Source organism: Rhodovulum sp. DZ06 (genome assembly GCF_050586345.1).
In the GTDB taxonomy this organism is placed as follows: domain Bacteria; phylum Pseudomonadota; class Alphaproteobacteria; order Rhodobacterales; family Rhodobacteraceae; genus JBOCEF01.
On record NZ_JBOCEF010000014.1, the window covers coordinates 1 to 20,174 of the forward strand.

Genomic DNA, 20,174 nt, shown 5'->3' on the forward strand with positions numbered 1-20,174 from the left:
CCCCCCCCCCCCCCCCCCCCCCCCCCCCCCCCCCCCCCCCCCCCCCCCCCCCCCCCCCCCCCCCCCCCCCCCCCAAGAAACGCCTCAGATCATCGCCGTGGTCATGTTCGTCACCCAGATCGCCTGGTAGGGCGCGAGGATGATCTCCTCGCTCTCGCCGGTCCCGACTTCCTCGCCGGTCAGCAGGTCCAGCCAGGGCTCGCCCCAGATCAGGTTGATCTGCGCCAGCGGCAGCGCCTGCGGCTCCGGCGTCAGGTTGTAGACGCAGAAGATCGACTGCCGCCGGTCCATGCTCTGCCGCCACAGGCCCAGGAGCTGCTCGGGCAGCTGCAGCGTGAACTGCGTGGCGTTGGGGTGGAAGGCGGGCTGTCGGCGGCGGATGGCGACGCGGCGCTTGATCTCGGCCAGCACGCGGCTCTGGTCCGAGGCCGGATCCGCCAGCAGCCCGTCCAGCGCCTCGCGGTCCCACTTGCGCCGGTTGATGGCGCGGTTGTGGCCGGTCAGGTTCAGCGCCTCGCGGTCGTTCGGCGTGGCCAGAAGCGAGTGGATGTAGAAGGCGGGCAGCCCCTCGATCGACATCATCACCGTCTGGCAGCAGATGAAGCGCTCGAACTGCAGGTCATCCTCGCCGCCATGGATGGTGCGGGACATGGCGGACCAGAGCGAGACGTTCATCTCGTAGGGCGCCTCGACCCCGTCGCGCGCGCGCATCGACACCGCGCCGCCCGCGTCGCGCACCGCCTCGATCATCGCGTTGATCTCCGGCTCCGGCAGGATGCCCTCCGCCCCGCGCACGCCGATCCCGTCATGCGAGGCGACGAAATTGAGATACGCGCAGCCCGGCAGCGCCGGCGGCATCGACATCAGCCAGCGGCGCAGGAACAGCGAGGAGCCCGACAGCAGCGCGTGCAGCAGCAGCGGCGGCAGCGAGAAGTTGTAGATCGCGTGCGCCTCGTTCTGGTTGCCGAAATAGCTCAGGTTCTCGGCATGGGGCACGTTGGTCTCGGTCAGCAGCACCACGGGGGCGTCGAGCCGGTCGACCAGGGTGCGCATCAGCCGGATCACCTCGTGCGTCTGCGCCAGGTGGATCGAGGAGGTGCCGACCTGCTTCCACAGGAACGCCACGGCGTCGAGGCGGATGATCCGCGCGCCGTGGTCGATATAGCGGCGCATGATCGCCAGGAACTCCATCAGCACCCGCGGGTCGCCGAAATTCACGTCCACCTGGTCGGCCGAGAAGGTGCACCACACGTGGCGCGGCCCGTCATGGGCGTCATAGCGCGCCAGCAGCGGGTGCGGGCGCGGGCGCACCACGTCCGACAGGTCGTCCTCGGGGGAGGCGGTCTTGAACCAGGTCTCGAAGGGCGGCTCCCCGGCCAGGAACGCCTTGAACCAGGCCGATTCCGCCGAACAGTGGTTGAGCACGAGGTCCACCATCAGGCGGAACTCCTGCCCGATCAGGTTGATGTCGTCCCAGGTCCCCAGCGCGGGGTCCACCGCGTCGTAGTCGATCACCGAGAACCCGTCATCCGAGGACCACGGGAAGAAGGGCAGCACGTGGACGCCGTTGATGTCGGGATGCACGTTTTCGCGCAGGAAGCGCAGAAGCGAGGAAAGCGGGCGCTCCCCCTCCCCCTTGATGCTGTCGCCATAGGTGATGAGGATGCTGTCCGCCTCGGACCACAGCGCCAGCGCGTTGGGCTTGACCATGTCGCGCGGGGCGTCCTTGCCGGGCCAGAAGGCGTCGATGGCCTGTTCGGCGAGCGCCTCGGCGTCGGCGTCGGGATAGATGGCGGCCAGGTGTCCGGCCACGAGCGCGCTCAGGTCCTGAACCATGAAGGCTCCCTTGCTGACCGGCGGAGGCGCCGGTCTTGCCTGTGGTGTGGTCGCGCAGACGTCACGTCGCTGCGCTGAGCGTCCAGATTAGGCGCCGTGGAAGACGGGTGCAAAGGCGTAAGGCGCCGCAGCGCGGGAATTGGTCGGGATGCGCAACAGGGTGTCCGCCCTGCGGGCGGATGCGAGGGGAAGGACGGGGGCCGAGGCCCCCTTCCTTCCCCTCGCGCTCCCCATCCATCCCCCTGCCCGTGGCCGATGGCGCGCGCCGCCCGCACCCCTCACTCCGCCGGGGTGGGAACCGCCTTGAGATAGGCCGCGATCGCGGCGCGGTCCTCGGGCGGCAGGGCGGCGAGGTTCTCGACCACCTCGACCATCGACCCGCCGACGCTGTCATAATCGGGGGTGAACCCGCTCTCGAGGTAATAGGCGATGTCCGCCTCGGACCAGGACAGGCCGCGCGGGGTGATGTCCGGCACCTGCCCCGGCCCGTCCGGGTTCGGCGCCCCGGCCAGCCAGCGCGAGCGGTCGAGCCCGCCGAGCGGATCGCGCGGCGTGTGGCACTCGGCGCAATGCCCCGGCCCCTCGACCAGGAAGCGGCCGCGGGTCACCTGCGGGTCCTCGGCCGCCACCACCCACTCCCCGGAGAGGTAGAGCCGTTTCCACAGCCCCAGCCCGCGGCGGATGTTGAAGGGAAAGCCCAGCTCGTGCCCCGGCGCGGCGCCTTCGACCGGCGGCAGCGTCCCGAGATAGGCGAACATGTCGAGCGCATCCCCCACCGTCAGCTTCGCGTAGGAGGCGTAGGGGAAGGCGGGATAGAGATGCGCCCCCTCCGGCCCGATCCCGCGCAGCACCGCGTCGGCGAACTGGCGGCTCGACCAGGCGCCGATGCCGTCGGTCTCGTGCGGCGAGATGTTGGGGGCGACGAAGGTCCCGAACGCGGTTTCGAACCGCTTGCCGCCCGCAAGGCGCGGCGGGGCGTCGGGCTCCGCGCCCTCGCCCGCGCCCTCGCCCCCCGCCTCGCCCGCCGGGGCGATGTGGCACGAGGCGCAGCCGGCGACGGCGAACAGCGTCGCGCCGCGCTCGGGGTCGGGCGTGAAATCCGGGGCCGCGGCCGGCAGCCCGTCCGGGCCGGTCCGGGTCATCGCGGGCCCCGCGAAACGGGCGCCGGGCAGCGGGTCGGGCGCGCTCAGCACCCAACCCGCGCCCGCGCCCCCCGCCGCCAGCAACAGGGCGGCGGCGACCAGGCGCGTCTGCATCTGCGCCTCAGTTCTTCTTCACGCGGTAATCCTGGTGGCAGCCCTTGCAGTTGGCGGCCACCTGCCCGAACACCGGCATGAAGGCGTCCTTGTCCGCCGGCTTTGCGGCCATGGCCGAGGCGGTGTCGGCGAGGAACTTGGCCGCCGCCGCCTCGAAGCCCGCCGCATCCGACCAGATCTTCGGCGACGCCTCGGAATCGTGGGTGGCCGAGCCCTCGGGGAACTGCGCCGCGAAGCCGAGCGCGGCCGAGTTCATCACCCGGAAGGACTGCTCGGCCAGCGCGGCGTCATAGGCGATCTCGCCCTTGGCCATGCCGCCGAGCGCGCCCATCGCGGCGCCCACGTTCTTCATCATGTGCATGCGGAGGGAGACGGGGTCGGAGAGGTCGGCGGGCCCCATGTCGCCATGGGCGACGGCCGCGCTCCCGATGGCGAAGAGGGCGGCGGCGGCGGCGATTCTTGTGCTGCGCATGGGTCTTTCCTGTCTGTACTTGCACGGCCCCGCGGGCCGGCCCCGAAATCCCGGGGCGACCTGCAGTCTGCCGTAACGAAACCTTGCGCGGGCTGACAACCGCGTGAGGGGCGCCCGCCGCCCCCTCGCACAGGCCCGCCGCGCCCCCCGGCCCAGACCGCTGAAAATGCGGCGAAATTGCGTGGCATGGTAAATTTCTTGACGAACTTCACGCCCCGCCCGTCAAAGAATTTACAGAAAAATCCAATGCGACGAATTAGTTAGTGTTCGATTTTCGTAAATGGTGTAGATTGCCCAACGTAAAGAGGCATGCGCGCAGATGGAGCCCGGTCCAGCCGGCCCCGACGCGGAAAGCAGCCCGGACGCGCGCATGCCGCGTCGACACGTTGGAGGAAGACGATGACCCAGACCAGCTCCGCCCCGGCCCAGGCCGACGACAAGGTGTACCCGCCCTCGGCAGACCTGGCCGCGTCCGCCCATATCGACGCCGCCAAGTATGACGAGATGTACGCGCGCTCCATCGAGGACCCCGAAGGGTTCTGGGGCGACATGGGCAAGACCCTCGACTGGATCAAGCCGTACACCAAGGTGAAGAACACCTCGTTCGACTACCACAACGTCTCGATCAAGTGGTTCGAGGACGGCGAGCTGAACGTCTCGGCCAACTGCATCGACCGCCACCTGCCCGAGCGCGCGCACCAGAACGCGATCATCTGGGTCGGCGACGATCCGAACGTCGTGCAGCACATCACCTATGCCGAGCTGCACCACGAGGTGAACCGCTTCGCCAACGTGCTGCACGGCATGGGCGTGAAGAAGGGCGACCGCGTCGTCCTGTATCTTCCGATGATCCCGGCCGCGGCCTACGCGATGCTGGCCTGCGCCCGCCTCGGCGCCATCCACTCGATCGTCTTCGCCGGCTTCTCGCCGGACGCGCTGGCCGACCGCGTGGACGGCGCCGGCGCCAAGGTGGTGGTGACCGCCGATGAAGCGCCCCGCGGCGGCCGCAACACCCCGCTCAAGACCAATGTCGACAAGGCGCTGGCCCGCTGCGCGCCCGACGTCAAGTGCCTCGTGGTGCGCCGCACCGGCGGCGACGTGCCCTTCAACGCGGACCGCGACTACTGGTACCACGAGGAAGTCGAGCGCGTGACCGACCACTGCGAACCCGTCGCGGTGAACGCGGAAGACCCGCTCTTCATCCTCTACACCTCGGGCTCCACCGGCAAACCCAAGGGCGTCGTCCACTCCTCGGGCGGCTACCTGCTCTATGCCGCGCTGACCCACAAATACGTGTTCGACTACCAGGAGGGCGACATCTTCTGGTGCACCGCGGATGTGGGCTGGGTCACGGGCCACAGCTACATCGTCTACGGGCCGCTCGCCAACGGCGCGACCACGGTGATGTTCGAGGGCGTGCCGACCTACCCCGACGCGGGCCGCTTCTGGCAGATCTGCCAGGACCTGAAGGTCAACCAGTTCTACACCGCCCCGACCGCGATCCGCGCGCTGATGGGCAAGGGGACCGAGTTCGTCGAGAAGTACGACCTGTCCTCGCTGCGCATCCTCGGCACGGTGGGCGAGCCGATCAACCCCGAGGCCTGGAACTGGTACAACGAGGTCGTGGGCAAGGAGAACTGCCCCATCGTCGACACCTGGTGGCAGACCGAGACCGGCGGCCACCTGCTGACCCCGCTGCCGGGCGCGACCCCGACGAAGCCCGGCTCGGCCACCAAGCCGTTCTTCGGCGTGCGCCCCGTGGTGCTCGACGAGAAGGGCGACGAGATCGCCGAGACCGCCTGCGAGGGCGTCCTCTGCCTCGCCGACAGCTGGCCGGGCCAGATGCGCACCGTCTACGGCGACCATGACCGGTTCGTGTCCACGTACTTCGAGATGTACAAGGGCTACTACTTCTCGGGCGACGGGTGCCGGCGCGACGCCGACGGGTATTACTGGATCACCGGGCGCGTGGACGACGTGATCAACGTCTCGGGCCACCGCATGGGCACCGCCGAGGTCGAGAGCGCGCTGGTCGCGCACAAGGCCGTCGCCGAGGCCGCCGTGGTCGGCTACCCGCATGAGGTCAAGGGCCAGGGCATCTACTGCTACGTGACCCTGATGGAAGGCTACGAGCCCTCGGACGAGCTCTACAAGGAGCTGCGGACCTGGGTGCGCACCGAGATCGGCCCGATCGCGTCCCCGGACGTGATCCAGTGGGCCCCCGGCCTGCCGAAAACCCGTTCGGGCAAGATCATGCGCCGCATCCTGCGCAAGATCGCCGAGAACGAGACCGGTTCGCTCGGGGACACCTCGACCCTCGCCGATCCGTCGGTCGTCGACGATCTGATCGCGAACCGCGCGGGGGCCTGAGCCCCGCGCCCGTCGGGCCGCCGCCGGCGGCCAGCCGTCACGGCCCCCGCACCCCAAGGACGCCCCCCGCCCGGCCCGGCGGGGCGGCGACGCGGGGGCGGCCGGCCGCGCGGCGGCCCGACCCCCCGCCGGGATGCGCGCGCCCTTGCTGCGCGGCGCGCGTCCCGGCGGCCCTGACCAGACCAGAGAGGAGGGCGCGTCATGGACGCCCAGACCGACACCCGCTCCGAGACCCGCACGGTGAACCTGATCCTTCTCGGCCCGCCCGGCGCCGGCAAGGGCACCCAGGCCCGGATCCTGATGGAAGAGCGCGGCCTGACGCAGCTGTCGACCGGCGACATGCTGCGCGCGGCCGTGGCCGCGGGCACGGATGCGGGCAAGGCGGCGAAGGCGGTGATGGAGGCGGGCGGGCTCGTCTCGGACGAGATCGTGGTGGCCATCGTCGACGACAAGCTGGCCGAGGAGAAATCCGGCCCCGGCGTGATCTTCGACGGCTTCCCGCGCACCGCCGCCCAGGCGGAATCGCTCGACGCGCTGCTGGCCAAACACGGCATGCAGCTCGACGCCGTCGTCTCCATGGAAGTGGATGACGACGCGATGGTGGGCCGCGTCTCCGGCCGCTACACCTGCGGCGGCTGCGGCGAGGGCTATCACGACGCCGCCAAGGTCCCGCGGACCGAGGGCGTGTGCGACAAGTGCGGCGGGAGCGATTTCAAGCGCCGCGCCGACGACAACGCCGAGACGGTGCGCGCGCGCCTCGAGGCCTACCACGCAGACACCGCTCCGCTGATCGCCCACTACGCGGCGACCGGCAAGCTGAAAACCGTCGATGCCATGAAGGACATCGACGACGTCACCGCCGCCATCCGCGCGGCGATCTGACCCCGCCCGCTTCGTCGTCCCGCCCCCCGGCCCGGGGGCGGGGCGGCGCGTTCCACCTCTGACCCAAGGGAGCTTGAAATGTCAGAAAAGGACGACAACGCCTATTGGAAGGCGAACATCTCCATCATCCGCGTCAGCCTCGTGATCTGGGCTGTCGTGTCCTTCGGGTTCGGCATCCTGCTGCGCCCGATGCTGTCCGGCATCTCCGTCGGCGGCTCCGACCTCGGCTTCTGGTTCGCCCAGCAGGGCTCCATCCTCGTGTTCCTGGCGCTGATCTTCTTCTACGCCTGGCGCATGAACGCCGTCGACCGCGCCCATGGCGTGGACGAAGAATAAGCAAGGGGGTTTCTGACAGATGGACCAGTTCACTCTGAACCTGCTCTTTGTCGGCGCGTCCTTCGCGCTGTACATCGGCATCGCGATCTGGGCCCGCGCGGGCTCGACCGCCGAATTCTACGCCGCCGGCCGCGGCGTCCACCCGGTGACCAACGGCATGGCGACCGCCGCGGACTGGATGTCCGCCGCGTCCTTCATCTCGATGGCCGGCCTCATCGCCTTCACCGGCTATGACAACTCCTCGTTCCTGATGGGCTGGACCGGCGGCTACGTGCTGCTCGCGCTCCTGCTCGCGCCCTACCTGCGCAAGTTCGGCAAGTTCACCGTCTCCGAGTTCATCGGCGACCGGTTCTACTCCCCGACCGCGCGCCTGGTGGCGGTGATCTGCCTGATCGTCGCGTCGACCACCTACGTGATCGGCCAGATGACCGGCGTGGGCGTGGCTTTCGGCCGCTTCCTCGAGGTCGACAACACCACGGGCCTGCTGATCGGCGCCTGCGTCGTGTTCGCCTACGCGGTGTTCGGCGGCATGAAGGGCGTGACCTACACCCAGGTCGCGCAGTACGTCGTGCTGATCATGGCCTACACCATCCCGGCCATCTTCATCTCGCTGCAGCTGACCGGCAACCCGATCCCGGCGCTGGGCCTGTTCGGCGATCACACCGGCTCGGGCGAGCCGCTGCTGGCCAAGCTTGACCAGATCGTCCGCGAGCTGGGCTTCGCCGAGTACACCACCCACCATGCCGACACGCTCAACATGGTGCTGTTCACCCTGTCGCTGATGATCGGCACCGCGGGTCTGCCGCACGTGATCATGCGCTTCTTCACCGTTCCCAAGGTGTCGGACGCGCGCTGGTCGGCGGGCTGGGCGCTGGTGTTCATCGCGCTGCTGTACCTGACCGCCCCGGCCGTCGGCGCCATGGCGCGCCTGAACATCTCGGAGCTGATGTGGCCGAACGGCGCGCAGAGCACCCCGGTGTCGGTCGAGACCATCGAGTCCGAGGACGCCTACGCCTGGATGGCGACCTGGAAGAAGACCGGCCTGTTCGACTACGAGGACAAGAACGGCGACGGCGTGATCGTCTACTTCAACGACGCGAACGCCGACACCGTGGCCAAGATGGAAGCGGCGGGCTGGGGCTCCGAGAACGAGCTGACCGTGTTCAACCGCGACATCCTCGTGCTGGCCAACCCGGAAATCGCCAACCTGCCCGGCTGGGTCATCGGCCTGGTGGCCGCGGGCGGCCTCGCCGCCGCGCTCTCCACCGCCGCGGGCCTGCTGCTGGCGATCTCCTCCGCAGTCTCCCACGACCTGATCAAGGGCGCCATCAACCCGAACATCTCTGAATCGGGCGAACTGATGTCGGCCCGGATCGCGATGGCCGTGGCGATCGCGGTGGCGACCTACCTGGGCCTCAACCCCCCGGGCTTCGCGGCGCAGACCGTGGCGCTGGCCTTCGGCCTGGCGGCGGCCTCGATCTTCCCGGCGCTGATGATGGGCATCTTCTCGACCCGCATCAACAACAAGGGCGCCGTGGCGGGCATGGTCTCCGGCCTCGTCGTCACCCTGGTCTACATCTTCCTGCACAAGGGCTGGTTCTTCATCCCGGACACCAACTCGTTCACGGATGCGGACCCGCTGCTGGGCACCATCAAGTCCACCTCCTTCGGCGCCGTCGGCGCGATGGTGAACTTCGCGGTCGCCTACTTCGTGTCCAACGCGACCGAGGACACCCCGCAGGAGATCAAGGACATGGTCGAGTCGATCCGCGTGCCGCGCGGCGCCGGCGCCGCCCAGGACCACTGATCGGACCTTGCAAGACCGCCGGGGGCGCGCGCGCCGCGCCCCCGGCTCCCTCCCCCTTCCCGCCTGACCCAAATCAAGGCGCGGACCCGCAGCTTGCGCCATGCCTGTCCCCGGCGGAGCCTGCAGCGAACCAGACGCATTTCCGCCAGCGGCGCCGACATGGCGCGCCCCTGACGCGAATGCGCCGCCCCGGCCCGGCCCCCTGCCCCTTCCCCCCTTCGGCAGGCCCCCCGCGCCCCGGCGCCTTTCGCCCGGCAGAAGGATCCTCGGCGCCATGCAGCACGGCGAAATTCATGCCTTCCTGACGACCTGTCAGCCCTATGACGCCCTGCCCCCGGCGGTGCTGGAACAGGCGGCGCGCGAGGCGTCGATCGTCGAGGTGAAGGCGGGCGAGGAGCTGATCGCCCTCGGCCAGCTTCCCACCGGCATCCACCTGGTGCGCACCGGCGGCGTCGAGCTTCGGGACGAGACCGGCCACCCCATCGCCCATCGCGGCCCCGGCGACCGCGTCGGCGACCGCCCGCTGCTGCGCGGCCAGGGCTCGCGCGCGCAGGTCGTGGCCACTGCCGACAGCCGCTTGATCTTCGTCCCCGAGGGCGTGTTGCGCATGCTGATGGCCGATTTCCCGGCCTTCGCGCGCTTCCTCGTCTCGGGGCGCAAGGACCTTGGCGAGGGGCTGGACGCGGGGCCGCGCAAGCCCGACCTCGCCACGCTCCCCGTCTCGGACATCATGACCCCGGACCCCGCCCTGCTGCCCCCCGGCGCGCCGGTGCGCGCGCTGGCCAGGATCATGCAGGAGAAGAAGCATTCCTGCGTGCTGCTGGGCGAGGGGCGGCGGCTCGACGGCATCCTGACCGCGGGCGACATGGTCGGCGTGCTGGCGCAGGGCATCGACGGCGAGACGCCGGGCTCGGAGGTGATGACCACCGGCCTGCGCACCCTCGCGCCCACCGCGCTCGGCCTCGACGCGCTGCACATGATGGCCGAGCGGCGCATCGGCCACCTGCCCGTGGTCGACAACGGCAAGCTCCTGGGGATCGTCACCCAGACCGACCTCGTGCGGCGCGAGGCGCTGAGCGCGGCGCATCTTGTCGGCGACATCGCCCGCAAGGGCTCGGCCGAGGAGATGATCCCGATCACCGCGGCGATCCCGGGCCTGCTGGCGCAGCTCGTCGCCCAGGGCGCGCGCCCCGAGGCGATCACCCGGATGATCACCGACATCGCCGACGCCGCCACCCGCCGCCTGCTGACCCTGGCCGAGGAGACCATCGGCCCGGCGCCGGTCCCGTGGCTCTGGCTCGCCTGCGGATCGCAGGGGCGGCAGGAGCAGACGGGCGTCTCGGACCAGGACAACTGCCTGATCCTGTCGGACGACTACGTGGAAGCCGAGCATGGCCAGTATTTCAAGGATTTCGCGGAGTTCGTCTGCGACGGCCTGAACGAGATCGGCTATGTCTACTGCCCCGGCGACATGATGGCGTCGAACGCCCGCTGGCGGCAGCCGGTCCGCGTGTGGCGCAGCTATTTCGAAGGCTGGGTGAGGAAACCCGACCCGATGGCGCAGATGCTGGCGAGCGTGATGTTCGACCTGCGCCCCATCGGCGGGGATGAGAGCCTGTTCACCGGCCTCCAGGCCGAGACGCTGGAGATGGCGTCGAAGAACACCATCTTCGTCGCGCACATGACCTCCAACAGCCTCAAGCACACGGTGCCGCTGGGCCTGTTCCGCGGCTTCGCGCTGGTCCGGTCGGGCGAGCACAAGAACACGCTCGACCTCAAGCATAACGGCGTGGTGCCGGTGGTGGACCTGGGCCGGCTCTATGCGCTGATCGCGAAGATCGAGGCGGCGGGCACCCGTGCGCGGCTGATCGCGGCGAAGGAGCGGGGGGCGGCGAGCGCGTCCGGCATCGCCGACCTGCTCGACGCCTATGACATGATCGCCGAGACGCGGCTGCGCCACCAGGCCGCCCAGGTGCGGCGGGGCGAGAAGCCCGACAATTTCATGGACCCCACGACGCTGTCGGAGCTTGAGCGCAACCACCTGAAGGATGCGTTCGGGGTGATCCGCACGATGCAGTCGGGCGCCGCCTCGGGCCGCGGCGGCGGGCTGATGTAACTTGCCCGCGCCGCGGATCTTCCGCGGCGGGCGATACGGGGACCCGCGCCAAGACGGGCTCCGAGGGAAGGAGATGCCATGTTCTGGGAGCTGATCGGGGCCATCGCGCTCGGCGTCGGCGCAGGCGGGTTCGCCATGGCGCTGCGCAAGCTGTCCGGCGGGCGGCTGCCCGGCTGGCTGGTTCCGGCCGCGGCCGGGATCGGCATGATCGGGTACTCGGTCTACATGGATTACGCCTGGGGCCCGCGCGCCCGGGACGGGCTGCCCGCGGGGCTGGTGGTGGTCGAAAGCGCCGCCGCGCCGACCTGGTTCAAGCCCTGGACCTGGGTCTCGCCGCCCGAGGAGCGTTTCGCCGCGCTCGACGTCGCGGCCGCCCGCCGCAACGACGCGGCCCCGGGGATGCGCCTCGCGACCCTCTATTTCTACGACCGGCGGATGCCCCCGGCGGCGATGGACCTGCTGGCGGACTGTCCCGGCTCGCGCCTCGGCCAGGTGCCCCAGGGCGCGGCGCTCGGCGACGCGGGCCTGCCCGAGGGGGTGCGCTGGCGCGGGGCCGAGGCGGGCGACCCGGTGCTCTCGGCCCTTTGCGGCTGAGCGCGCGGCGCGCGGCGCCGGTGCAGGATCGGCGCGGGCCCCGGCGGCGGGGCCCGGCCCGATCAAAAGACGCGAAATGACGATCGGACGGAACGACGAAACGGATCAGGCGGCTCTGGGAGGACGCGTCATGAAAACGGTGGCCATTGTCGAGGACGAGGACAGCATCGCGCTCGCCCTTCGGGTGCTGATGGAGCGCGAGGGCTTCGCGCCGCAACGCTATGCCGACGGCGCCGAGGCGGTGGCGGCGATGTCCGAGGCGGCGCCCGACCTCTTGCTGCTGGACGTGGGCCTGCCGGGGCTCGGCGGGTTCGCGGTCTGCGAGGCGCTGCGCCGCCAGCCCGCCTTCGGCCAGGCCCCGATCCTGATGATGTCCGCCGCCGCCGGGGCCCACGCGGCCGAGCGGGCGAAGGCGGCGGGCGCGGATGACTTCTTGGTCAAACCCTTCGACGCGCGCGACCTGGTGGCCCGGGTGCGGGCGCTGATGGCCCGCGATGCGGGCGGGGAGGCGCGACATGGCTGATCCCGCGCAAGACCCCGCCGCGGCCCCGGGGGACCCGGCGGACCCGGCGCCCGGCACGCTCGAAGCCGCGCTCGCCCGCACCCCGCCCGCCGCGCCGGTGCTGCAGGGGCCGGGCGCAGGCAAGGACGCCCCCGCCCCGGGCGCCGCCCATGCCGCCGACGCCGACGCCGACCCCGTGGACGCCGCGCCCGCGCCCGCGCCCGCCGCCGAGCATGGGGGGCTGACCCCGCCGCCCCCGCCGAAGCCGGCGCGCCCCGCGCGCGGCCCGCAGGCCTGGTCGCTGCGGCTGCGCATCTTCCTGTTCTTCGGGCTGATCGCCCTCGCCGGGGCCGCCGCCATCGCGGGCGGCGCCTGGTTCGCCGCATCGCGCCTCGACCCCGCGGCGCGCGAGGCGGCCCTCCCGGCCCTCACCCTCGGGGCCGTCATGGGCGCGCTGGGGCTCGCCGCCGTCACGCTCTGGGTCTGGACCCGGTTCGATCAGCACGTGGCCCGGCCCATCGACCGGCTGGCGCAGGACCTGACCGCCCGCGCGCGGGTCGACGCCGGCCCCGCGGGCGCGGGCGTCGACACCGCCCCGGGCCGCTGGCTCGGCGCGCTCGCCCCCGCCGCCGCCGAGGCCGCCGAGGCGCTGCACGGCGCGCGCGGCGCGCTGGGGCGGGCGGTGGCCGCGGAAACCGCCGCCCTCCATGCCCGCCGCAAGCGGCTCGAGACCGTCATCAACGGGCTGCCCGAGGCGGTGGTGATCTGCACCCGCGACCACCGGGTGCTGCTCTACAACGCCCGCGCCATGGCGCAGCTGCCGGGGGGCGGCGAGGGGATCGGCCTCGCCCGCCCGCTGCGCCGCTGGCTGCGCACGGAACCGCTCGACCACGCGGTCTCGCGCCTTGCCGAGGGGGACGCGGCCGAGGCCGAGATCCTCTGCGCCGCCGCCGACGGCTCGCGCATGTATCGCGGGCGCCTGGCGCCGCTGGAGTTCGACGAGGCCGAGAGCGGCGGCGGCGCCTATGTCTTCGCCTTCCGCGACGCGACCGAGGAGATGGAGGGCCACGCCGCCCGCGACCAGCTGCTGGAAGAGGCGCTCGAGGCGCTGCGCCGCTCGGCCGCCAATATCGGCGCGCTGCTGGCCGCCCGCCGGGGCGCCGGGGACCCCGCGCTGGCGGGCGCCCTCGACGATGCGCTGGACGCCGAGACAGAGGGCCTGTCGGCGCTGGTGACCGAGCTCGGCCGGCGCCAGGACGCCGCCATCGCCGCGCATTGGCCGATGTCCGCCACCCACCCCGAGGAGATCGCCGCGGCCCTTGCCGGGCGCTGCGCCGCGGACGGGATCGTGCTGGACCCGGGCGAGGGGATCGCGAACGGCCCGGCGCTGGTCTGCGACATGCTCTCGATCCTCGCGACGCTGGAGGCGGCGGCGAAGGCCGCGGCGGGCGCGGGCGGCCCCGCGGCGGGCCAGCCGCTGAAGCTGTCGCTGCGCCCCGCGGGCCGGGACGGCGCCGCGCGGGACGAGGCGGCGCTGACGCTTGAATGGCAGGGCAAGCCGCTCGGGGCCGAGGCGCTGGACGAGGCGCTCTCGCGCCGTCTCGGCGTCGGGCTGCGCGGGCTGACGGGGCGCGAGGCGCTGGCCCATCACGGCGCGGGCCTGTGGTCCGAGGCCGGGGGCGGGCGCGCGCGCCTGGTGCTGCCGCTGCCGCTGGCCGAGACGCTGGCCGCCGCCCCCCGCCCCGACGCCGCGCGGCCGGAGTTCTACGACTTCGAGCTGATGCGCCAGCCCGTCGCCTCCTGGGCCGATGAGCGCCCGCTGCGCGAGCTGTCCTTCGTGGTGTTCGACACCGAGACGACGGGCCTGTCCCCCTCGGGCGGCGACGAGATCGTGCAGATCGCCGCCGCGCGCGTGCTTGGCGGGCGCGTGGTGCCCGGAGAGCAGTTCGACGCGCTGGTCAATCCGGGCCGCAGGATCCCGCCCGCGTCCACGAAGTTCCACGGGCTGACCGACGCGGACGTGGCCGATGCGCCGGGCTTCGACGTGGTGGGGCGCGATTTCCACGCCTTCGCCGAAGGCTCGGTGCTGGTGGCGCATAACGCGCCCTTCGACATGGCTTTCCTGCGCCGCAAGGAAGCCGATCTGGGCCTGCGCTTCGACAACCCGGTGGCGGACACGGTGGCCATCTCGGCCCGGCTGGACCCCACGACCGGCAAGCACACGCTCGACGATCTCTGCGCCCGCTATGGCGTCGAGATCCCGCCCGAGCTGCGCCACACGGCGCTGGGGGATGCGGTGGCGACGGCCGAGGTCTTCGCCCGGCTGATCCCGGCGCTGGAGGCCGAGGGGATCCGCACGCTGGGCGATCTTCTGTCGGTCAGCCAGCGGATCGAGGCGATCCGGCGCGAGCAGGCGAAGTACTGACATGCAGACGGCGCCGGGAGAGGCCCCCGGCGCCGTCTGTGCATGTCCTGCGGCTGGCCCCCAGGCCCTTGCTCAGGCCGCGGCTCAGGCCCCTGCTCAGGCTCCCGCGGCATAGCTGCTCAGCGCCTGCGCCAGCACCACGCTGACGACGGCCCAGAGGTTCGCGCCGATCCAGCGCGGGCGAAGGCCCGGCTCCCACTCGCCCTTGAAGAACTTGCCGAGATTGGTGCCCCAGCCATTGGGCGCCCAGCGGTCGCCCTCGGACAGGCGCATCAGGCGGCGGTAGAGCGTCACCTGCACCCAGATCCCCGCCCCGAAGGCGAGCGCGAGGTTGAGCGCCGCGGCGGCGAGCAGAATGACCATTCCTTCGCGTCCCCTCGCGCGCGCTCTCAGCCCCAGGTCGGGTGGAACTTGCCCGCGGGCGAGAGGGTGAAGATCTCGGCCCCCTCCTCGGTGATGCCGATCGAATGCTCGAACTGCGCCGACATGGTCCCGTCGCGGGTGACCGCGGTCCAGCCGTCCGAGAGGGTCTTGGTCTCGTACCGGCCGAGATTGATCATCGGCTCGATGGTGAAGAACATGCCCGGGCGCAGGGTGGCGCCGGTCCCGGGGCGGCCGTAATGCAGCACGTTCGGCGGCTCGTGGAACGCGGTCCCGAGGCCGTGGCCGCAGAAATCGCGCACGACCGAGCAGTTCTGCCCCTCGGCATAGACCTGGATCGCGTGGCCGATGTCGCCGAAGGTGGCGCCCGGCTTCGCGGCGGCGATGCCGCGCATCAGCGCCTCGTGCGTCACGTCGATCAGGCGCAGGGCGAAGGGCTTGGGGGACCCGGCGATATACATGCGGCTGCTGTCGCCATACCAGCCGTCGAGGATCACGGTGACGTCGATATTGAGGATGTCGCCATCCACCAGCACGTCGTCGCCGCGCTTCTTCTTCTCGTATTTCGACTTGGGGATCTCGGAGCCGGGGATGCCGTGGCAGACCACGTGGTTGACCGAGATGCAGGAGGCGTGCTGGTAGCCGCGATAGCCGATGGTGGCCGAAACGGTCCCCTTGTCGGTCACCATCTGCGCGATGGCCGCGTCGATCTCGGCCGTCGTGGCGCCGACGCGCACCAGCGGGGCGACCTCGTCCAGGATCTCGGCCGCCACGCGGCCGGCCCGGCGCATGCCCTCGAAATCCTCGGGCGCGTAGATGCGGATCCCCTCGGGGGTCACGTCGGGCTTGGATCCGTCCATGGCGGGGTCCTCTTCCTTCGGGTTCGGGCGCGGGGGGCGTCGCCCGCGCCGGTCTTACATATCGCGGTACGGGGCCGGGCGCAAAAGGGCGTCAGGCCGCGCCCGGCAGGGTCGGATGCGGCGGCGCGGCGGCAGGGCCGCTGATGCGCGCGCCGGCGGGGGAAAGCTCGGCCCGCGCGGCGTAGGCCTCGACCCCGGCCGCGCGGGCGGCGGCGAAGGCGGCGGCATAGGCGGGGTCGAGATCGGCGGCGATGGCGGCGCGGTCGCAATCGGTGCGGTGAATGACATAGAGCATCGCGGCCCGGGCGCCGCTGCGCACGATATCCGCAAGCTCGGCCAGGTGTTTCGCGCCGCGCGCGGTCACCGTGTCGGGGAACTCGGCCAGCCCCGGCGCGCGGGACAGGGACACCGCCTTCACCTCGACCCACATGTCGGGCCTGTCGGGGCCTGAAAGGCGGAAATCGATGCGGGAGCGGTCGCCCCATTTCGCCTCGGCCCGGATCCCGGGCCAGTCGGCGAAGGCGGGGAGGACGCGGGCCTTCAGGGCCTCGAGCACCATGCGGTTGGGCATGGCGGTGTCGACGCCGATGAAGGCGCCGCCGCGCTCGGTCAGCTTCCAGGAGTATTTCAGCTTGCGCTTCGGATCGTCGTTCGGCTCCAGCCACACGGCGTCGCCGGGGTCGCCCATGCCGGTCATCGCGCCCGGATTGGCGCAATGGGCCGTCGCCTCGGTCCCGTCCGGGAGCGTGACGTCGGCCAGAAACCGCTTATAACGCCGGATGAGGGTGGCGCGGACCAGGGGCGCTGCGAATTGCATGACCGGCGGGGTATCCCGCCGCCGCCGCCTGCGCAAGGGGGCGAGAGAGAGGGCGAGATGGACGGAAGCGGAACCCAGCCGCGCGCGGCGATGATCGTGATCGGGGACGAGGTGCTGTCGGGGCGCACCCGCGACGCCAACATGTGGCACCTGGCCAAGCGATTGACCGAGATCGGGATTTCGCTGCGCGAGGTGCGGGTGATCGCCGATGACCGGGACGCCATCGTGGACGCGGTGCGCACGCTGTCGGGGGCGCATGACCACGTTTTCACCTCGGGCGGGATCGGGCCGACCCATGACGACATCACCGCCGACGCGGTGGCGGCGGCCTTCGGGGCCCCGATCGGGATCCGCGACGACGCGCGCGCGATCCTCGAGGCCTATTACGAGCCGGGGGCGCTGAACGACGCGCGGCTGCGGATGGCGCGGATCCCGGAGGGAGCGGAGCTGATCCTCAACCCCGTGAGCCAGGCGCCGGGCTTCACCCTGCGCAACGTCCACGTGATGGCCGGGGTTCCGGCGATCTTCGAGGCGATGCTGGACAGCCTGCGCCCGCGGCTTGCGGGCGGGCCGCCGATGCTGAGCCACGCGCTGCGCGCGCCGCTGCCCGAGGGCGAGATCTCCGGCCCGCTGGGCGAGATCGCGGCGGCGCATCCGGGGGTGTCCTTCGGGTCCTACCCGTTCTTCCGCGGCGGGCTGGGGACGACGCTGGTGGCGCGCTCGACCGACCGCGCGGCGCTGGAGGCGGGGGTCGCGGCGGTGCGCGCCATGTGCCTCGCGCTCGGCGCGGCGGAGGTGCAGGAGACGCCGCCCGCGTGACGCCCGCTCAGCGCCGCGTCGCGGCGGGGGAGCGGGCGGGTTCGGGGGGCATGAAGCCCCCGCTCGCCCGCCCGCGCCGCGCCGGGGGCGCGGCCGGCGCGCCGTCCGGGGCGGCCCGCGGGGCGTTCTGCGGGGCGTCCTGCGGGAAGGGGCGGCCGAGGGCGCGCTGGTGGTCCTCCATCTCCCCGGGGTTCTGCACCCCGGCGAAGGGCGGGTGGCAGTGCTGGCGCGCGCGGTCGGATCGCAGCGCGGCGCCCTCGGCCCGCGAGCCGAGGAAGCGCAGCAGCCCGGTCAGCGCGCCGGGATCGGACAGCCGGTCATAGTCGATGCGGTGGAGGGTTCCGGGCGCGGCGGCCTCGATCTCGTCCAGGAGGCGGTCGAACCGGGCGCGGGCGGCGAGGCGGGCCTCGAACTCATCGGGATCGTAACGGATCGGGATCACCGGCGGCGCGGCCTCACCCGCCATGCGCACCCAGCGCCCGGTCGCCCGGGCGCGCAGGGCCGAGAGATAGGCGGCCAGCGGATCGCGGGTCAGCGCGACGCGGCGCAGGCCCTGGCCGAACAGCAGCGCGCGGCGATGAGGCAAAGCCTCAAGATGCTGCGGGAATGCCTTGAACCCGCTTGGCTTTCCCCTGCCCTGGAGCGCCTTCACAAGGTCCATTCCCATCGCGTCGCGCGGGGCCACCTCCGCCGGTCCAAGCCCGAGGCGACGGCGCGTGGCGGGGGCGAGCTCGACCCGGTCGCGCTTGTACACCTCGCCATGGCAGGAGAGGTCGGGCGCGCTGTCGAGCAGGCTGACCAGGTGGTAGGAGCCGGAGCGCGGCAGCGTCAGGATGAAGAAGGGCAGGCTCATCCCCGCCCCCGGACCAGCGACAGGATTTGCCCGGCGCGGGAGGGGGTGGCGGGCGACGGCGCGAGGTCCAGACCGGGACCCAGATCGGTGCGCAGGCGTGGGGGCTGCGCGGCGGCGAGCGCCCGCGCCATCGCCGCGCGCTGGGGGGCGAGGCGGGCGTCGAGATCGGCCCGCACCCAGGCCGGCGCCTCGATCCGCGGACCGGCATGGACGGCGTCGGCGAAGCCCGCCGGGCGGGCTGCGGGGGGAAGCTCGAAGAAGCCCTCCACCCGGTCAAGCAGCGCCGCAGGATCATCCCGCAACATGCTGAAATTCAGGCGAAGAATGCGATCCGGCGGCAGCGCCGCACCCCAGGTCGCAAGGTGGCGGGCATAGTCCGACCGATCCGCGAGATCCGGGTCCGCCAGCGCCTGCGCCCAATCCTCGCGCCCCGGGGCGGCAAGCTTGCGGCGGGCGAAGCCCATGCGGACCTGGCTCAGCGCCCGGTCGACGGGATCGCGCAGCACGTGGACGACCTTCAGACCCGGGTTGTCCGCGACCGCCTCGGCGGCCCCCTCGGGCGGCAGCGAGGCGTATTCCGGGGTCACGTCCAGCCGCAGCGCGCCCGCGGGCGCGCGGGCGAAGGCGCGGGCGTACCAGCCTTGGGTGAAGGGCGCGCGGTCGGCGAGATCGACGAGATAGTCGATCCAGTCCCGGTCGAACGGGTTGGCGCGGTTGACGTGCCAGCGCAGCGCCTGGCGGACGCCGCGGCGCAGGTGCCGGTGGGTCCAGGCCCGGTTCGCGGGGATATGGCGGTGATCGTAGTGGTGAAGCTCTTTCACCGGGGGGGTGAAGACATCGGCGCGGCGGCGCAGGGCTTCCCACAGCCAGGTGGTGCCCGCCTTCTGCGCGCCGATCACCATCGCGTCGACCATGCCGGGCCGGTCGGTCATCGGGTCCTCCGCCGCTCTGCCCCCAGTGGTGGGGACGCTAGCGGCGGAGGGTTAAGGAAAGCCTGCGCGGCCCCTCGGAACGCGCCCCCTCGGAACGCGCCCCCTCAGAACGCGTCCGGCTGAACCGGCGGGGCGGCCTTGGCGAAGGCCTCGAGCGCGTCGCAGGCGTCGAAGATGCGGGAGATGGTCGGGAACGGCGCCATGTCGACCTGGAAGCGCTTGTTGTTCCACACCTGGGCATAGAGGCACAGGTCCGGCAGCGTCGGCGTCTCACCCATGCAGAAGGTCCCGGTTTCAGGGGCTTCGGCCAGCATCTTCTCAAGCGGGGTGAAGGTGGTTTCGACCCATTTGCGGAACCAGGCGGCGACGGCGGCATCGTCGGCGCCGAACTCGGAGCGCAGCGTGTTGAGGACGCGCAGGTTGTTCAGCGGGTGGATTTCGCACGCGATCATGTAGGCATAGGCCCGGGCCTTCGCACGCAGCATCGGGTCCGAGGGCAGAAGCGCCGGGTCGGGATGGGTTTCGTCCAGCCACTCGATGATCGCCAGCGACTGGTGCAGCACCGCGCCGTCCTCGAGCTCAAGCGCCGGGACCAGCCCCTGCGGGTTGCGGGCGAGGAAATCGGGGGCCGACTGCTCCTGCTTCTGCAGCGCGTAGGACACGTAGTCATAGGCGAGGCCCTTGAGGTTCAGGGCCACGCGCAGGCGCACCGAGGTGCTGGAGCGGAAGTAGTTGTGAAGGATCATGAGGGCTTCCTGGCTGCTCGGGGGCGGCGCGCGGGCGCGCGCCGGGCGGCGCAGGAGCGGACGTCTCCGCCCGGGACGCGATGCGCGGCGGGCTGTGAAAACGGGGGCGTCATGGGCGTCCTGCGGCGAAGATCGGGGAGGTCACCCCGCCGCAAAACCGTTGCGTTGTC

Annotated in this window: 18 protein-coding genes; 9 read left to right on the top strand and 9 right to left on the bottom strand. The window is 71.8% G+C overall.

Features of this window, described 5'->3' with window-relative positions; all coding sequences use genetic code 11:
* Positions 1-84 precede the first annotated feature (84 nt).
* From ACQ5SO_RS08400 to ACQ5SO_RS08410, 3 genes are all read right to left on the bottom strand, one after another.
* The gene (locus ACQ5SO_RS08400; RefSeq protein WP_430941141.1) at positions 85-1,836 is read right to left on the bottom strand and encodes a sugar phosphorylase; all 1,752 of its coding nucleotides are present in this window, start codon (positions 1,834-1,836) and stop codon (positions 85-87) included.
* Positions 1,837-2,114: 278 nt separating this feature from the next.
* On the bottom strand, positions 2,115-3,092 hold the full coding sequence (locus tag ACQ5SO_RS08405) for a c-type cytochrome (protein WP_430941142.1): 978 nt from the start codon (positions 3,090-3,092) through the stop codon (positions 2,115-2,117).
* Between the two features lie 7 nt (positions 3,093-3,099).
* Positions 3,100-3,564, bottom strand: a complete 465-nt coding sequence (locus tag ACQ5SO_RS08410) for a c-type cytochrome (RefSeq protein ID WP_430941143.1) — start codon at positions 3,562-3,564, stop codon at positions 3,100-3,102.
* 399 nt (positions 3,565-3,963) lie between these two features.
* Between ACQ5SO_RS08410 and acs the strand changes: the two genes are divergently transcribed.
* The 8 genes from acs to ACQ5SO_RS08450 all read left to right on the top strand — a co-directional run bounded on the left by acs (position 3,964) and on the right by ACQ5SO_RS08450 (position 14,596).
* Entirely contained in the window at positions 3,964-5,934 is a 1,971-nt protein-coding gene (gene acs, locus ACQ5SO_RS08415) for an acetate--CoA ligase (protein ID WP_430941144.1), read from the top strand.
* A 201-nt stretch (positions 5,935-6,135) separates the two neighbouring features.
* Positions 6,136-6,816, top strand: a complete 681-nt coding sequence (locus ACQ5SO_RS08420; RefSeq protein ID WP_430941145.1) for an adenylate kinase — start codon at positions 6,136-6,138, stop codon at positions 6,814-6,816.
* A 78-nt stretch (positions 6,817-6,894) separates the two neighbouring features.
* The gene (locus ACQ5SO_RS08425) at positions 6,895-7,152 is read left to right on the top strand and encodes a DUF4212 domain-containing protein (RefSeq protein ID WP_430941146.1); all 258 of its coding nucleotides are present in this window, start codon (positions 6,895-6,897) and stop codon (positions 7,150-7,152) included.
* 19 nt (positions 7,153-7,171) lie between these two features.
* Positions 7,172-8,959, top strand: a complete 1,788-nt coding sequence (locus ACQ5SO_RS08430; protein ID WP_430941147.1) for a sodium:solute symporter family protein — start codon at positions 7,172-7,174, stop codon at positions 8,957-8,959.
* 274 nt (positions 8,960-9,233) lie between these two features.
* Complete coding sequence (locus ACQ5SO_RS08435) at positions 9,234-11,075, top strand: DUF294 nucleotidyltransferase-like domain-containing protein (RefSeq protein ID WP_430941148.1); 1,842 nt, start codon at positions 9,234-9,236, stop codon at positions 11,073-11,075.
* Positions 11,076-11,153: 78 nt separating this feature from the next.
* Entirely contained in the window at positions 11,154-11,669 is a 516-nt protein-coding gene (locus tag ACQ5SO_RS08440) for a hypothetical protein (RefSeq protein ID WP_430941149.1), read from the top strand.
* A gap of 130 nt (positions 11,670-11,799) precedes the next feature.
* Positions 11,800-12,192: a response regulator transcription factor gene (locus ACQ5SO_RS08445; protein ID WP_430941150.1), complete on the top strand. Its 393-nt coding sequence runs from the start codon at positions 11,800-11,802 to the stop codon at positions 12,190-12,192.
* A complete protein-coding gene (locus ACQ5SO_RS08450; protein WP_430941151.1) occupies positions 12,185-14,596 on the top strand; it encodes an exonuclease domain-containing protein in 2,412 nt (803 codons plus the stop codon). The genes ACQ5SO_RS08445 and ACQ5SO_RS08450 overlap by 8 nt, the downstream gene beginning before the upstream one ends.
* 96 nt (positions 14,597-14,692) lie before the next feature.
* Here ACQ5SO_RS08450 and ACQ5SO_RS08455 read toward each other — a convergent pair whose 3' ends face one another.
* The 3 genes from ACQ5SO_RS08455 to sfsA form a co-directional block, all read right to left on the bottom strand.
* Positions 14,693-14,959: a hypothetical protein gene (locus ACQ5SO_RS08455; RefSeq protein WP_430941152.1), complete on the bottom strand. Its 267-nt coding sequence runs from the start codon at positions 14,957-14,959 to the stop codon at positions 14,693-14,695.
* Positions 14,960-14,985: 26 nt separating this feature from the next.
* Positions 14,986-15,837, bottom strand: a complete 852-nt coding sequence (gene map, locus ACQ5SO_RS08460; RefSeq protein ID WP_430941153.1) for a type I methionyl aminopeptidase — start codon at positions 15,835-15,837, stop codon at positions 14,986-14,988.
* Between the two features lie 91 nt (positions 15,838-15,928).
* A complete protein-coding gene (gene sfsA / locus ACQ5SO_RS08465) occupies positions 15,929-16,654 on the bottom strand; it encodes a DNA/RNA nuclease SfsA (RefSeq protein ID WP_430941154.1) in 726 nt (241 codons plus the stop codon).
* Between the two features lie 57 nt (positions 16,655-16,711).
* On the opposite strand from sfsA, the gene ACQ5SO_RS08470 reads away from it, so the two are divergent.
* Positions 16,712-17,473, top strand: coding sequence for a competence/damage-inducible protein A (locus ACQ5SO_RS08470; protein ID WP_430941155.1), 762 nt, complete (start codon positions 16,712-16,714; stop codon positions 17,471-17,473).
* Between the two features lie 7 nt (positions 17,474-17,480).
* On the opposite strand, the gene ACQ5SO_RS08475 is transcribed toward ACQ5SO_RS08470, so the two are convergent.
* The 3 genes from ACQ5SO_RS08475 to maiA form a co-directional block, all read right to left on the bottom strand.
* Complete coding sequence (locus ACQ5SO_RS08475) at positions 17,481-18,326, bottom strand: hypothetical protein (RefSeq protein ID WP_430941156.1); 846 nt, start codon at positions 18,324-18,326, stop codon at positions 17,481-17,483.
* A complete protein-coding gene (locus tag ACQ5SO_RS08480; protein ID WP_430941157.1) occupies positions 18,323-19,258 on the bottom strand; it encodes a sulfotransferase in 936 nt (311 codons plus the stop codon). The genes ACQ5SO_RS08475 and ACQ5SO_RS08480 overlap by 4 nt, the downstream gene beginning before the upstream one ends.
* A 104-nt stretch (positions 19,259-19,362) precedes the next feature.
* Positions 19,363-20,004 carry a maleylacetoacetate isomerase gene (gene maiA / locus ACQ5SO_RS08485; RefSeq protein WP_430941158.1) on the bottom strand — a complete coding sequence of 214 codons (642 nt, stop codon included), beginning with the start codon at positions 20,002-20,004 and terminating at the stop codon, positions 19,363-19,365.
* Positions 20,005-20,174 lie beyond the last annotated feature (170 nt).